Here is a 13,508-nt window from a genome sequence, read left to right as displayed (position 1 = left end):
GGGGCGCCCCGGGCAAGTCCTGTTGGCTTGACCGGCAAGACGGCGCGCCAGGATGGACATTGGCCATTGTGCGCCCTGCTCATGGGGCATAGGGGAAGCCAGGATGTTAAAGCCACGGTTCTCCAACGCGATCAGCCGCGTGGATGCCCGCGTGATGCGGGGCCGCATCGGCGCGATCGGCGGCGCCTTGCTGCTCAGCCTGGTCGCGGTGCTGTTCGCCAAGCTGGGCGAGGCCGCGCAGGGTCTGTTCACGGGCGTGGCCGATGCGTTTCCCTACGCGCCGCTGGTCATCACCCCGGGCCTGTTCGTCGCGGTGACCTATGTCACGCGGCATTGGTGCCCGGAGGCGCGCGGATCGGGCATTCCGCAGACCATGGCGGCGGCGCGTATGCCGGATCACCCGCAATCCCGCCGCCTGCTCTCGCTGCGGACGGCGCTGTTCAAGCTGTTCGGCACGCTGGGGATGCTGCTCGCGGGTGGCTCAGTCGGTCGCGAAGGACCGACCGTGCAGATCAGCGCCGCCATCATGGCCGCGGTGCAGCGCTGGCTGCGCGTGCCGGTTTCGGCCGGGATCATCATCGCCGGCGGTGCGGCAGGCGTTGCCGCTGCGTTCAATACCCCGCTCGCGGGGGTCGCCTTCGCCATCGAGGAACTGGCCGCTGCCTTCGAACAGAAGATCGCGATCGTGGTGATGGCTGCGGTGATGATGGCGGGCATCACGAGCCTGTGGCTTTCGGGCGATTACATCTACTTTGGCGCCATGCATCAATCGATGCCGATCTCCTCCATGCTGCTGCTGACACCGGTCGCTGGCCTCGTCGGCGGCGTGGCGGGCGGCCTGTTCTCCCGCGCGCTGATCGCTCTTGCCTGGTCCCGCAGCCCGCTCACCCGGGCGATGCGGGCCAAGCCACTGCTCGTCGCGGGCATCTGCGGCCTCGTCGTCGCCATCACAGGCATCCTCACCGCTGGAATCAGCTGGGGCACCGGCTATGAGACGACGCGTGCGTTGCTCGCCGGTGAAGAGGTTTCCTGGAGCTTCGGCCCCGCCAAGCTCGTCGCCACACTGGCCACGGCGCTGAGCGGAGCCCCCGGCGGCATCTTTGCGCCATCGCTCTCCGTCGGCGCCGGCCTTGGTCAGCTGCTGGGGCTGCTGATGCCGGACCAGCCGCACGGCGCCATCGTCTTGCTCGGCATGATCGGCTATTTCGCGGGTGTGGTCCGGGCGCCGCTCACCGCCGCGATCATCATGATGGAGATGACCGCAGACCGCACCATGATCCTGCCGCTGTTCGCCACGGCGATCTTCGCCAACTGGGTCAGCGGGCAGATCTGCAAGCCCAAGCTCTATCACGCGCTGGCCCGGCAGTTCCGGCCCTGATCGCTTATCGGCGAGAGCGGGCAATGCGCACTTGCCTTGCGGGCACTTTTCAGCCATAGGCCGCCCCTTCGCCGGGCAGGCTCTCGCTGCGCCCGCCGCGAAGCTTTGTTTGAGACGACAGCCGGAGGGGCATGCGCATGGGGCGTATGTCAGCAATCGGCCAAAAGACAGGACGCATGAACCATGCCCTATTATGAGCATGTCTTCCTTGCGCGTCAGGATCTGGCACAGGCCCAGGTCGATGCGCTCGCGGAAAATGCCACCAAGATCATCGAGGCCAATGAAGGCAAGGTGACGAAGGTGGAAAGCTGGGGTCTCCGCAACCTCGCCTACAAGATCGCCAAGAACCGCAAGGCTCACTACGTGATGCTCAACATCGACGCGCCGGCTGGCGTGGTCGCCGAGCTGGAGCGTCAGACGCAGATCAACGAAGACGTGATCCGCTTCATGACCGTCCGCGTTGAAGAGCTGGAGGGTGGCCCTTCGGTGATGATGCGCAAGAACGAGCGTGACCGTGAGCGTCGTGGTGAGCGCGGCGACCGTGGTGACCGCCCGGATCGCGGCGATCGCGCGCCCCGCCGGGACCGCGAAGAAGCCTCGGACGGCGAATAAGGAGACCTGACACATGGCACGCCCATTTTTCCGCCGTCGCAAGACCTGCCCGTTCTCCGCTAAGGACGCACCGCGCATCGATTACAAAGATGTGCGCCTGCTGCAGGGCTTCGTCTCTGAGCGCGGCAAGATCGTTCCCTCGCGCATCACGGCCGTCTCGGCCAAGAAACAGCGCGAGCTTTCCCAGGCAATCAAGCGCGCCCGCCATCTGGGCCTGCTGCCCTACATCGTGAAGTAAGGAGGGCGGACCCATGGAAATCATTCTGCTCGAGCGTATCGAGAAGCTGGGTGCAATCGGCGACGTCGTAACCGTCAAGGACGGCTATGCGCGCAACTATCTGCTGCCCAACAAGAAGGCGCTTCGGTCCAACAACGCCAACAAGAAGGTGTTCGAGGCCAACCGCGCCAAGATCGAGGCCGACAACGCAGCCCGTCGTGACGACGCTGCCAAGGCGGCCGAGAAGGTCGATGGCGTTCAGGTCGTCCTGATCCGTCAGTCGTCGAACAGCGGCCAGCTCTACGGATCGGTCTCGGTCCGTGACATCGTGGAAGCGCTCCACGAAGCCGGCCACACCAATGTGAGCAAGTCGATGGTCGTGCTGGAACGCCCGATCAAGACGCTCGGCCTGTTCGACGTGCGCGTCTCTCTGCACCCGGAAGTCTCCGTCACCGTTCAGGCCAACGTCGCACGTTCGCCTGAGGAAGCCGACCTGCAGAAGGACGGCGTGGACGTCATGGCCTCCATGTTCGAGAAGGACGAAGCCGGCTTCACCGAGGATTACGATCCCAATGCCGAGCCGGGCGAAATCGCGACCGAAGCTGCCGAGCCGGCCGCCAACGAGGATACGGAAGAGGCCTGAGCCCCTTCCCTCCGTAAGCTTTAGAAACCCCGCCGGACAGATCGTCCGGCGGGGTTTTGCTTTGTAGGAGATCGGATAGGCCGTCACCGGGCGCTGCCGGGCGGTTCAGGTCTCCAGATGCAGAAAATCGCGCGCGTAACTGCGCATATGGGCACCGCCATCGACGATGATCGTCTGGCCGGTCACCGACTCCGCCCGCGCCAGATACAGCACCGCCTCGCCCACCGCTTCCGGCGTCGGCAACACGCCGAGGGGCGCGTGACTGGCAAGCCGCTCCAGTTGCTCGGGCGTATAATCATAGGTTGCGAGCGTCAGCCCCGGCGAGACCGCGTTGACTCGAATGGCAGGCGCCAGCGTGCGCGCCGCGATCCGCGTGAACGCCTCCAGCCCCGCCTTGCCCAGCGTATAGGCGAGCTGGTCGCCATGCGGCTGGGCCAGGCGCTGGTCGAGAATATTGACGATCGAGGCGCCAGCCCCATCGGGCCGGGCCGCCGCAGCAAAGGCCTGGGTCAGCAACACCGGCGCAACCGTATTGACCTGATGATAGTCAGCCAGCTGACCGGCGCTGACATTGGCCAGCTCGCTCTCGCCGAACAGCGAGGCGCTGTTGACCAGCAGATCCGGCGCGCGGCCGAAATGATCGGTTACTGCCGGCATCAGCCCTTCGGCGGCCCCCGGCGTCAGGAAATCCACGACGAAACCATGCCAGCGCACGCCTGTTTCGGCGAGGCATTCGGACAGGAAGCGATGCGGCTCGGCGTCGTGCCGGCCATGGATCGCGAGCGCATAGCCGGCACGTGCCAGATGCATGGCGATCCGCGCGCCGAGGCGGCGGTGCCCCCCGGTGACGAGCGCGAGCGGGGCCTGCGCCGTCATTTTACGCCCATGAGGCGCAGCACTTCCTCTCGGCTCTTTTCGTCGCGCTTGAACACGCCCATCATCCGGCTCGTGCGCATGATCGTGCCATGGGTGCGGACGCCCCGCCCGGTCATGCAGCCATGAGTCGCCTCGATCACCACGGCCACGCCGAGCGGCTTGAGATTTTCCCAGATGCAGTCAGCGACCTGCGCCGTCAGCCGCTCCTGCACCTGCAGGCGGCGGGCGAACGCCTCCAGCACGCGAGCCAGCTTGGAGATGCCGACGACATAATCCTGCGGCAGATAGGCGATGTGCGCCTTGCCGACGATCGGCGCCATGTGATGCTCGCAATGGGACTGGAACGGGATGTCGGTCAGCAGCACGATCTCGTCATAGCCGCCAACCTCGTGGAAGATGCGCGAGAGGTGATAGGCCGGGTCTTCGGCATAGCCCTCGCAATATTCCCGCCAGGCGCGCGCCACGCGCTTGGGCGTTTCAATGAGTCCTTCCCGCTCTGGATCGTCGCCGGCCCAACGGATGAGGGTGCGGATCGCCTCCTCGACATCCTTGGGAACGTCCGGCTTTACCGGCTTGGGACTGAGTTCGTTCTGGCTGGCCATGCCTACCCCCGGGAAAAGGACAAGAGGACACGCGGGTGTGCATGTCGATATGCTGATGCGGCGCAGATAGGCCGTTGGAACTTTCTATTCAACCGCAGACGCCCGAGTCGGGCCGCTTGCGCCCAAAAGGGCAGCGCGGACTTGGCATGTACGGCTCGCCTTGGCGCCAAAGAAAGGGAAATTATGCCCCGCCCGCACCCCTTCCGTTGACGTTAGGGTAAGGCAGAGGATTGGCGGATTTCTTGGGCTTGCATGGATCGTCCACCCGACGAAACCCGCAGCTGACCCTTGCGCGAAGGCGATGGCATGGCCCATATTGGCCGCACCAAAGGCCCCGCCAGACCTACAGGAGAGCGACCATGGAAGCCTTCATCTATGATGCCGTGCGCACACCGCGGGGACGCGGCAAGCCGGACGGGTCGCTCCATGAGGTGACGCCGGTACAGCTGGCAGTGCAAGTTCTCCAAGCGGTGCGCGATCGCAACGCCATCGACACGGCCGATGTCGACGACGTGATCCTCGGCTGCGTCGCGCCGGTCGGCGAGCAAGGCACGGACATTGCCCGCATGGCGGTGCTGACCGCCGGCTATGCCGAGACCGTGCCGGGCGTGCAGATCAATCGCTTCTGCGCCTCGGGACTGGAAGCCGTGAACATGGCCCTCGCCAAGGTGATCAGTGGCGAGGCGGAGCTCGCCATTGGCGGTGGCGTGGAGAGCATGAGCCGCGTGCCGATGGGCGCGGACGGCGGCGCCTGGGCTTCCGATCCCAATGTCGCCTATGCCAGCTATTTCGCGCCGCAGGGCATTGGCGCGGACGTGATCGCGACTAAGTTCGGCTTCTCCCGCGACGACGTGGACGCCTATGCGGTCGAGAGCCAGAAGCGCGCCAAGGCTGCTTGGGACGACAAGCACTTCGGCAAGTCGATCATTCCTGTGAAGGATGTGATCGGCCAGGTGCTGCTCGACCATGACGAGCATATGCGCCCGGAAACGACGATGCAGAGCCTCGCCAGCCTCAAGCCCAGCTTTCTCGCCATGGGCGAGGAGATGCCGGGCTTCGACACCATCGCCCTGCTGCGATACCCGGAGCTGGAGCGCGTCAATCATGTTCACCATGCCGGCAACAGCTCCGGCATCGTCGATGGCGCTGCGGCTGTGCTGGTCGGCAGCAAGGCCATGGGCGAGAAATATGGGCTCAAACCCCGCGCCCGGATGAAGGCCATGGCGTCGGTCGGCTCCGAGCCGATGATCATGCTCACGGGCCCGGAAAACATTGCTGACAAGCTCCTGAAAAAGGCTGGAATGTCGGTCGGCGATATCGACCTGTGGGAGCTGAACGAAGCCTTCGCCAGCGTCGTGCTGCGCTACATGCAGGCGATGGGGCTCGATCACGGCCAGATCAACGTGAACGGCGGCGCCATCGCCATGGGCCACCCGCTCGGCGCGACCGGGGCCATGGTGCTGGGCACTGCGCTCGATGAGCTGGAGCGCTCCGGCAAGGGCACGGCGCTGATCAATCTGTGCGTGGGCGCGGGCATGGGCACGGGCATCATTATCGAGCGGGTTTGAGGCCCGCGAATTGAAGGCAGCAGTTCAACACCGTTCGTGCTGAGTAGCTCCTGAGCTTGTCGAAGGAGCGTATCGAAGCGCCCAGCCTGCTCAGTGACCCTTCGATACGGGTCTTCGACAGGCTCAGCCCCTACTCAGGGCGAACGGAAAGTGAAGACGAACGAGTCAGGAGGCACACATGGCTACGACCATCACGACCGAGATCGACGGCGACGGCATCGCCCTTCTCACCATCGACGTGCCGGGGCAGTCGATGAATGTCATCACGCCAGACTTCCTGACCGATTTCGCTGCCGCCATCGCGCGGATCGGTAGCGAGGAGGCCATCAAGGGCGCCGTCGTCTGCTCCGGCAAGGACAGTGGCTTCATGGCGGGCATGGATCTCAAATATCTCTCGGCCATGCTGCGCGAGGCGACAAGCGGCGATGTCGACATGGCCGCCCTGTTCGACAATGTCTTCACCCTCAACGACTTGCTGCGCAAACTTGAGACTTGCGGAAAGCCGGTCGCCATTGCCATCGAAGGTACGGCCATGGGCGGCGGTCTGGAACTGGCGCTCGCCTGCCATCACCGCGTGCTCAGCAACAATCCCAAGGTGCAGATCGGCCTGCCGGAAATCCTTGTCGGTCTGTTCCCCGGCGGTGGCGGCTCGCAGCGCCTGCCCCGCCTGATCGGCATCCAAGGTGCCCTCATGTACATGCTGCAGGGCAAGAGCTGGCGCCCGGCCGAGGCCGCGGCGATGAAGGTCGTCGATGAACTGGCCGACCCGGGCCAGACGATCGATGTCGCCAAGGCCTGGGTGAAGGCCAATCCCGATGCCCACACCCAGCCATGGGACATCAAGGGCTTCAAGGTCCCCGGCGGATCGGGGCAGTTCAACCCCGGCTTCATCCAGACGATGATGGCCGCAACAGTGATGACCACCAAGCAGACCCAGCGCAACATCCATGCGCCGCACGCCCTGCTCAGCGCGGTCTATGAGGGCATCCAGTTGCCCATGGACCGGGCGATCCGGGTCGAGAGCAAATATTTCGCCAAGGTGGTGGCCGATCCGCAGGCGGGCAACATGGTCCGCACGCTGTTCGTCTCCAAGCAGGCCGCCGAACGCGGCGCGCGGCGCCCTGCCGGTGTCGAGAAGGCCCCGACGAGAAAGCTGGCCGTGCTCGGCGCCGGGATGATGGGCGCGGGCATCGCCAATGTCGCGGCGCAGGCCGGTATCGACGTGGTGCTGCTCGACCGCGATCTGGCCTCGGCGGACAAGGGCAAGGCCCATGCGCAGGCGCAGATGCAAAAGCGCATCGGCCGGGGCATGACGCCGGAGAAAATGGAGCAAGCCCTCGCCCGCATTACCCCGGCAGACAGCGTGGATGCGCTGCAGGGCTGCGATTTCGTGATCGAGGCCGTGTTCGAAGACGCGGCGATTAAGGCGGAGATCACCCAGCGGGTCGAATCCGTGCTGGGGCCGGACGTGATCTTCGGCTCCAACACCTCCACCCTGCCGATCTCCGGCCTCGCCAAGGCGTGGTCGAAGCCCGAGAACTTCATTGGCGTGCATTTCTTCTCGCCGGTGGAAAAGATGCCACTGGTCGAGATCATCCTCGGCAAGCAGACCGGCGATGCCGCCGTCGCCAAGGCGCTCGATTTCGTCGCGCAGATCCGCAAGACGCCCATCGTTGTCAATGACTCGCGCGGTTTCTACACCTCGCGTTGCTTCGGCACTTATGTGCAGGAAGGCGCGCAGATGCTGGCCGAGGGCATCAACCCCGCGCTGATCGAGAATGTCGGGCGCCAGCTCGGCATGCCGGTCGGCCCACTCGCCGTCTCGGACGAGGTCTCCATCGAGCTGGCCCATAAGGTGACGCTCGCCGCGAGGGCCGCACTGGGCGATGCCTATGTGCCCGCGAAGGCCGATGATGTCGTCGCGCATATGGTCAAGATCGGCCGCCTCGGCCGCAAGAACGGCAAGGGCTATTATGATTATCCGGCGGACGGCGGGAAAAAGGCGCTCTGGCCCGGCCTTGCGGCGGAGTTCCCGCGCGCTCTCAAACAGCCGACGCCGGCGGAGGTGCGTGAGCGGCTGCTCTACCGCCAATTGGTCGAATGCGCCCGCTGCTTTGCCGAGGGCGTGCTGGTGACGCCGCAAGATGGCGATATCGGCGCAATCTTTGGCTGGGGCTTCGCGCCCTATACCGGCGGCCCGTTCAGCGCGATCGATACGATCGGCCCCACGAAGGTTGTGGAGGTTCTGGATCGACTGACGGCAGCGCATGGCGAACGCTTTGCACCGCCAGAGCAGTTGCGGGAGATGGCAGCGAGCGGCCATGGCTATTATGACGGCGCGCAGGTGAAGGCGGCCTGAGATGATAATAGGCTGCCGTTAAGCAGCAAGGATCGCCCTATACCCTCTCCCCTTGAGGGAGAGGGATGCGCAGGCTTGGCAGCGTGCTGCCTAGCCGAAGCTGGGAGAGGGGTAAGCGATCCACGGGATCGCGCGGATCATGGATCCGCCACCCCTCATCCAACTGCGCCTAGCCGCTCATAGCGGCAAGGCTCCGTATCCTTCTCCCTCAAGGGGAGAAGGATTAAGCTTGTCACAGCCTTTGCCGGCATCAGGGAGGATCACCCATGCTCACGCTCTACATCGCCCCGGGCGCCAGCTCGATGGCGCCGCATATCGCGCTCCTGCACATCGGCGCGCCGTTTGAATTGCGCTCGCTCTCCTTCGCGAAGCGCGAGCAGGCCGAGCCGGCCTATCTGGCGATCAACCCCGAAGGCAAGGTGCCGACCTTGGTGACCGAGGAGGGCACGTTGACCGAAGTGGCGGCCATCCTCTTCTATCTCGCGCGGCGTTTTCCTGAAGCAGGGCTGCTGCCCGACGATGCCATGGGCACCGCGCAGGCTCTGTCCTGGATGTCGTTCGCCGCGTCGACGCTGCATCCCTCCTTCATTGCCGGGCAAGAGCGCGCGGAGGCAGCGCTCGGACAGGCCGAGCATCGGCTGGCGGGTCAGGATTGGGCGGTCGGCGGCAGGCTTTCGGTGGCCGACATCCACCTTTTCCGTCTATTCTGGCGGATGCGACACACGCTCGCCCTGCCAGTGGAGAACTGGCCGGGCCTCACCGCTCATTATGACCGGATGATGGCGCTGCCAGCCGTTCGCAAGACCTGCGAGATCGAACAGTCGATCGGCTATGAATTGCGAGGTCTGCGGATGCCCTGAGCGCTACGCCTCAGGTTAGGCGTCCGCCCACACCGGCAGATCGAGCGTGAAGCGGGCGCCCTGCCCCAGCGCGCTCTCGACGGTCAGATCGCCGCTCATCGCGCGGGCAAGGCGGCGCGAGATATAAAGCCCCAGTCCGCTGCCATCCCCGCCGGAGAGGCCCAGTCGCTCGAACCGCTCGAAAATGCGCTGGTGATCGGCAGGGTCGATGCCGCCTCCCTGATCCGCAACGACGACGCGGGCGCGCCCGCCCTCGCTATCGACGCGCACCCAGATGGTGCTGTCGCGCGGCGTGTGCCTCACCGCATTGCCGATGAGATTGACGAGGATCTGCAGCACGCGGCGATACTCACCGCAAGCCATGGCGCTCTCGCCCAGCGGCGGGGTCTGGATACGGATGCCGCGCTCGCCAGCGCGGACATGCAGCAGACCGGCCGCGCGGCGCGCCAGATCGGCCAGATCGACGCGCTCTTTCGCCACCCGGAAATCAGGGCGCTCGATGGCGTGAAGATCGGACAAGTCATCGACCAGATCGAGCAGATGGCGGCTGGCCTGGGCGATGTCCGCGCCATAGCCTGCATATTCCTCGCGCAGTTCACCATGGGCCTGCGCGGCAATGCTGCCAGCATTGGCGATGATCCGCCCGATCGGCTGGCGCAGGGCGCGGTCCAGCCGGGGGGCGAAGCCGGCATCGAACATGCCATCGCCAAAGAGATCGTGGATCTCCGCCGACGGCGCCTCTGCCTCCACACGGGGCGCCTGTGCGGGCTGGTTTTCTTGCGGCACGGCGCGGCCGCGATAGCCCATCAGCGCACCATGCTCATCGAACAGCGGCTCGCCGGAAATGCGATAGGAAACCGCATCGTCGGCCCGCAGGCGCGCATGCTGGTCCGTAAACGGCATGCGCAGCGCCAACGCCTCGACCAGCGGCATCGGCGACACATCGTCGGCAATGATCGCATCGAGGCGGAAATAGGCCGTCAGCGGCTCGCCATCGCGGGGCGGCTCATGCCCGATGGCGGCGGCGTCGGCCGCAACCTGCCGGAAGCGCAGTTGCGTATCCACCTGCCACGGCCAGCCCGGCTCGGCGGGCGCCAGACGCCGCGCCATCAGCACGCCCAATTCGCCCGGCCACTGGCGCGGGGCGCGCACCTGCCAATCGACAATGGACATGGCGTAGCCGTCCGCCGCGGGACGGATTTGTACCCACATGCTGAGATCGGCCTCGCCCTGTGCAGCCTGCACCGCGCGGGAAATCGGTATGCGCAGCCGCGCGGCGAGGCGGACGAGCGCGGCCAGCGCAGGAATGGCGAGCGGCCCATGCGGATCGCCGCCTGCATCGGCCTGCAACCGCGCAAGCGGCGCGTCGGCCGAGATGATGCGGCCGTCGCCGTCCAGCCGCGCCAGGATTGGCTCCGTGCCGGGGGGCGCGACTGTCATCGGCCGTCCAGCAGAGCGAGCTTGTCCGCCAGCGCGCGCGGGTTCATCCGGTCGAGCAGCCACTGCATGGCCTGTTCCGCATCGAACGCGCGATAGCTCTCGACGAAAGCGACGAGCGCGGCATCGCCCCCTTCGGCGAGACCGGTGACCGGGCCGAGCATCTCTGCGACCTGAAAAGCGCCGGGATCGTCCACGCCCATGACCCGCAACAGGGCGAAGCGATCGCGCTCCTGCGGGCCGATCAGGGCCTCCAGCACCTCGTCCAGCGCAATGCCGCCTTCGCACTCCACGATGGCGGCGAAGAGCAGCAGCCGTGCTTCCGCCAGCGCGTGCGGGGCGACGGCGAAGCGCTGATCCGAATTAAGCGCACGCGCGCAGCGGCGGGCCTGTGCGATGGCGCCCTGCCCTTCATCATGCCGGGCAATCAGCCCCTCGGCGGCGCGCGCGATGGCCGTCGTCAGCATGGGATCGGCGCCGGCGGCTTGTGCGCTACTCCCGTTTACCAGCAGGGCCGCGACGGTCCAGACGAGATCGTGATAGAGTTCGGCCGGCAGATCCGGCAGCATCGTCGCGTCGAGCAGCATCGGCCCGCACCAGTTGCGCTCCGCCAGCGCGAGGCCTGCCAGGGCGTCGAGATAGCGACCATTGTCGCTGGCCTCGCTCTCCAGCCGCGAGCGAACGCCATGGCGACCCTCGAGCCGATATTGCCGCATCAGCAGCGACACGCAGGCACGATGACGCAGATGGCGCAGCAAGTCCGGCGAAAGCACGGCGATGTCCCGCTCGATCGCCTGCCGCGCATAACCAACATCGGGCATGGCGGAGATCGAAGCCACGGGCTCGCGGGCCAGTCCGGCGACCAGCGCCTGCTCGACCGCGTTCATCAGCCCGGCAAGATGGATACGCGTTTCGGCCAGCAAGGCATCGGTCCAGCGGCCGGGCGCATCGTCGGCCAGCCGCGCGAGATCGGCACCATGGCGAACCTCCAGCGCCAGCCCGCGAGCAAAGCGCGCGGCAAACACCGCGCCTTCCCGCTCGCCGCCATGGCGTTGCTGAACCGGTTCACCCACGCCCGTCATGCCCCATCCCTAGCCAAACAGGCTTAACAGGCCCTAAAATTCGGACCTTCCCACATGGAACAGTCGCGCCGCCAGCAGACCGGCCAGAACCCAGCCGAGCAGCGCAAAGGCTATTCCCACATAGCCGACGATAACGCCGGCCAGCACCATCAGCAATGCCGCCGGGACGCCGGGACGAAGCTGCACTTCCCAAAGCGCAGTGGGCGGCGTTCGTTCCGACCCGAAGGTGAAAAGAGTGAGGAACAGCAGCACGAACAGCACCGTCGTGAGCGCTAGCGGATCCGCTCCTGCCGCCCGCAAACCGGTCATGCCGAGCAGCAGCAGCGCGCCGCCCTGCACCAGCGCGAGCGGCCAACGCCGACCGGTCGCGCGCAGGGTCAGCTGGGCATAACGATTTGCCAGCGCCGCAATGCCGAGCGCGGGCAGCATGAGGAGCAGCGCCGGGAAAGCCCATCCGCTGAGCCCCACTGCCACACTGCCCGCGCACAGCAGCACGGCAAGCAGCGCGATATGCGCCGGTTCGGCCTGCCGGTGCATCAATTCGCGCAGCAACGTACGTGAGAGCGGCGCCAGCAAGGCCCCAACGCCACCGCCATCGCGCCAACTCGCGTCGGGCGCGTAATCGCTGAGGGCATTCAGCGCCAAATCGGCGCTGGACTGGTCGGTCAGGAAGGCCAACCGGCCCTGCAGCACCGGCTCGGGCGGCAACATGATCCGCTCCACGCCATCCTGAACGGCGCGGCGCAGCAAGGTGAGCACCAGATCCCACTCGCCCAGCATATCCAGCGTTGCGAGCAGCCGTGCCCCGGAAACACAGAACGCCCCGCCCCACATGCTGCTGACATCCAGCCGCTCGAAGCTGGCCGTGCTCGCGCCCGAGGGCAGCACCAGCACCGCCTCGCCACCGCTGACCGTCAGGGCGTCGAGCGCTTCTGAGGGGATCACCGCGCCTTCCGCCATCAGCAGAACAAGGTCTTCCGGTGCAATCGTGCGGGCCAGTTCCGGCATGTCGCGCACCACGCTCACCGGGCAATCGGTCTCGCGCGCGATGTGATCGGCCATGCGGGTGAGGCCGGGCAAGTCCGCCTCCGCCGCTGCCGCATCGGCATGAATAATGAGCTTTTCCGCGCCCGCGCCCAGCGCCAGCCGCGCCTGATATTCGATGAGGCTCTGGCCGCCAAAATCCAGCAGCGCCGATGACACGGGCGACTGCAGACCGTCCCGTGCGGCATTGCGCGCACTGAGCAGAGCGACCAGCACCATGGATGCTACCTAGAGACCGACATTCGACACAGACAATCTGTCTGGCAATGCGGTGGCCCGATTGCAAGGCCCCCATTTCGACACAGGGGGATGCCGTGAGAGTGATCAGCCGACACATGCGGTCGGGCGGTCAGTCTTCGTTTTCCGCCCCGACCGTCGCGAGCGCCTGGGTGATGCGCCGCAGGATGACCGGATCGCCCGGCGCGCCGACCAGTGCCTCGTCGGCAAGGTTCATCAGGCGATTAACGCCAAAGCTGGCGCACAGCCCCTTGAGTCGCAGCGCCGCCATCGTCCAGTTCGCATCGCAGCGGGAACGGGCGAGAAGATCAACCTGCCGGCCTGCGCTCTCGAGGAATGCGCGACGCAAATCCGCGATGAGCGCACGGTCGGAACCGACTGCCGCAGCAAGGGCTGCTTCGAGCGTGCCAGGATCATATGCCATGGCCATCTGATAACCTTCGAAAGGTGAACAGAGTGTAAAACCGGGTTCCCCCTCAGAGGGAACATGTTAAGGAAATGTCATGTCCGACGCCCGAAAAGTCGAAAATCCGTCCCAAAACGGTACGGATGGGCGGGACATCGACCAGATTAGCGGCATCAATAAGGGGCCA

Annotated in this window: 13 protein-coding genes; 7 read left to right on the top strand and 6 right to left on the bottom strand. The window is 65.8% G+C overall.

Features of this window, described 5'->3' with window-relative positions:
• Window positions 1-103 precede the first annotated feature (103 nt).
• From M2333_RS03345 to rplI, 4 genes are all read left to right on the top strand, one after another.
• Window positions 104-1,378, top strand: coding sequence for a chloride channel protein (locus M2333_RS03345; protein WP_264610856.1), 1,275 nt, complete (start codon window positions 104-106; stop codon window positions 1,376-1,378).
• A gap of 183 nt (window positions 1,379-1,561) precedes the next feature.
• On the top strand, window positions 1,562-1,990 hold the full coding sequence (rpsF, locus tag M2333_RS03340) for a 30S ribosomal protein S6 (protein ID WP_181560055.1): 429 nt from the start codon (window positions 1,562-1,564) through the stop codon (window positions 1,988-1,990).
• 13 nt (window positions 1,991-2,003) lie between these two features.
• Window positions 2,004-2,228, top strand: a complete 225-nt coding sequence (gene rpsR, locus M2333_RS03335; protein ID WP_181560056.1) for a 30S ribosomal protein S18 — start codon at window positions 2,004-2,006, stop codon at window positions 2,226-2,228.
• 13 nt (window positions 2,229-2,241) lie between these two features.
• Window positions 2,242-2,850: a 50S ribosomal protein L9 gene (rplI, locus tag M2333_RS03330; protein WP_181560057.1), complete on the top strand. Its 609-nt coding sequence runs from the start codon at window positions 2,242-2,244 to the stop codon at window positions 2,848-2,850.
• A gap of 105 nt (window positions 2,851-2,955) precedes the next feature.
• On the opposite strand, the gene M2333_RS03325 is transcribed toward rplI, so the two are convergent.
• Window positions 2,956-3,726 carry an SDR family oxidoreductase gene (locus M2333_RS03325; protein WP_264610855.1) on the bottom strand — a complete coding sequence of 257 codons (771 nt, stop codon included), beginning with the start codon at window positions 3,724-3,726 and terminating at the stop codon, window positions 2,956-2,958.
• A complete protein-coding gene (folE, locus tag M2333_RS03320) occupies window positions 3,723-4,328 on the bottom strand; it encodes a GTP cyclohydrolase I FolE (protein ID WP_264610854.1) in 606 nt (201 codons plus the stop codon). The genes M2333_RS03325 and folE overlap by 4 nt, the downstream gene beginning before the upstream one ends.
• Window positions 4,329-4,687: 359 nt before the next feature.
• Between folE and M2333_RS03315 the strand changes: the two genes are divergently transcribed.
• From M2333_RS03315 to M2333_RS03305, 3 genes are all read left to right on the top strand, one after another.
• Window positions 4,688-5,896 (top strand): acetyl-CoA C-acetyltransferase, encoded by a 1,209-nt coding sequence (locus M2333_RS03315; RefSeq protein WP_264610853.1) that lies wholly within the window; start codon window positions 4,688-4,690, stop codon window positions 5,894-5,896.
• Window positions 5,897-6,074: 178 nt separating this feature from the next.
• On the top strand, window positions 6,075-8,255 hold the full coding sequence (locus M2333_RS03310; protein WP_264610852.1) for a 3-hydroxyacyl-CoA dehydrogenase NAD-binding domain-containing protein: 2,181 nt from the start codon (window positions 6,075-6,077) through the stop codon (window positions 8,253-8,255).
• Between the two features lie 266 nt (window positions 8,256-8,521).
• Window positions 8,522-9,115 (top strand): glutathione S-transferase family protein, encoded by a 594-nt coding sequence (locus M2333_RS03305; protein WP_264610851.1) that lies wholly within the window; start codon window positions 8,522-8,524, stop codon window positions 9,113-9,115.
• A gap of 15 nt (window positions 9,116-9,130) precedes the next feature.
• On the opposite strand, the gene M2333_RS03300 is transcribed toward M2333_RS03305, so the two are convergent.
• From M2333_RS03300 to M2333_RS03285, 4 genes are all read right to left on the bottom strand, one after another.
• Window positions 9,131-10,555: an ATP-binding protein gene (locus tag M2333_RS03300; RefSeq protein WP_264610850.1), complete on the bottom strand. Its 1,425-nt coding sequence runs from the start codon at window positions 10,553-10,555 to the stop codon at window positions 9,131-9,133.
• Complete coding sequence (locus M2333_RS03295; RefSeq protein ID WP_264610849.1) at window positions 10,552-11,634, bottom strand: hypothetical protein; 1,083 nt, start codon at window positions 11,632-11,634, stop codon at window positions 10,552-10,554. The genes M2333_RS03300 and M2333_RS03295 overlap by 4 nt, the downstream gene beginning before the upstream one ends.
• Before the next feature lie 33 nt (window positions 11,635-11,667).
• Window positions 11,668-12,897, bottom strand: a complete 1,230-nt coding sequence (locus tag M2333_RS03290) for a hypothetical protein (RefSeq protein ID WP_264610848.1) — start codon at window positions 12,895-12,897, stop codon at window positions 11,668-11,670.
• Between the two features lie 130 nt (window positions 12,898-13,027).
• A complete protein-coding gene (locus M2333_RS03285; protein WP_264570741.1) occupies window positions 13,028-13,339 on the bottom strand; it encodes an Hpt domain-containing protein in 312 nt (103 codons plus the stop codon).
• Window positions 13,340-13,508 lie beyond the last annotated feature (169 nt).

The sequence above is a fragment of the Sphingobium sp. B11D3B genome, from assembly GCF_025961735.1.
In the GTDB taxonomy this organism is placed as follows: domain Bacteria; phylum Pseudomonadota; class Alphaproteobacteria; order Sphingomonadales; family Sphingomonadaceae; genus Sphingobium.
This window is presented reverse-complemented; position numbering and strand designations above follow the sequence as displayed.

Excerpts from the sequence above, each read along its gene's own strand:
- M2333_RS03325 (WP_264610855.1), bottom strand. The coding sequence starts at position 3,726 with ATGACGGCGCAGGCCCCGCTCGCGCTCGTCACCGGGGGGCACCGCCGC.
- M2333_RS03295 (WP_264610849.1), bottom strand. The coding sequence starts at position 11,634 with ATGACGGGCGTGGGTGAACCGGTTCAGCAACGCCATGGCGGCGAGCGG.
- M2333_RS03290 (WP_264610848.1), bottom strand. The coding sequence starts at position 12,897 with ATGGTGCTGGTCGCTCTGCTCAGTGCGCGCAATGCCGCACGGGACGGT.
- rpsF (WP_181560055.1), top strand. The coding sequence starts at position 1,562 with ATGCCCTATTATGAGCATGTCTTCCTTGCGCGTCAGGATCTGGCACAG.
- M2333_RS03300 (WP_264610850.1), bottom strand. The coding sequence starts at position 10,555 with ATGACAGTCGCGCCCCCCGGCACGGAGCCAATCCTGGCGCGGCTGGAC.
- M2333_RS03310 (WP_264610852.1), top strand. The coding sequence starts at position 6,075 with ATGGCTACGACCATCACGACCGAGATCGACGGCGACGGCATCGCCCTT.
- rplI (WP_181560057.1), top strand. The coding sequence starts at position 2,242 with ATGGAAATCATTCTGCTCGAGCGTATCGAGAAGCTGGGTGCAATCGGC.
- M2333_RS03285 (WP_264570741.1), bottom strand. The coding sequence starts at position 13,339 with ATGGCATATGATCCTGGCACGCTCGAAGCAGCCCTTGCTGCGGCAGTC.
- M2333_RS03315 (WP_264610853.1), top strand. The coding sequence starts at position 4,688 with ATGGAAGCCTTCATCTATGATGCCGTGCGCACACCGCGGGGACGCGGC.
- rpsR (WP_181560056.1), top strand. The coding sequence starts at position 2,004 with ATGGCACGCCCATTTTTCCGCCGTCGCAAGACCTGCCCGTTCTCCGCT.
- M2333_RS03345 (WP_264610856.1), top strand. The coding sequence starts at position 104 with ATGTTAAAGCCACGGTTCTCCAACGCGATCAGCCGCGTGGATGCCCGC.
- folE (WP_264610854.1), bottom strand. The coding sequence starts at position 4,328 with ATGGCCAGCCAGAACGAACTCAGTCCCAAGCCGGTAAAGCCGGACGTT.
- M2333_RS03305 (WP_264610851.1), top strand. The coding sequence starts at position 8,522 with ATGCTCACGCTCTACATCGCCCCGGGCGCCAGCTCGATGGCGCCGCAT.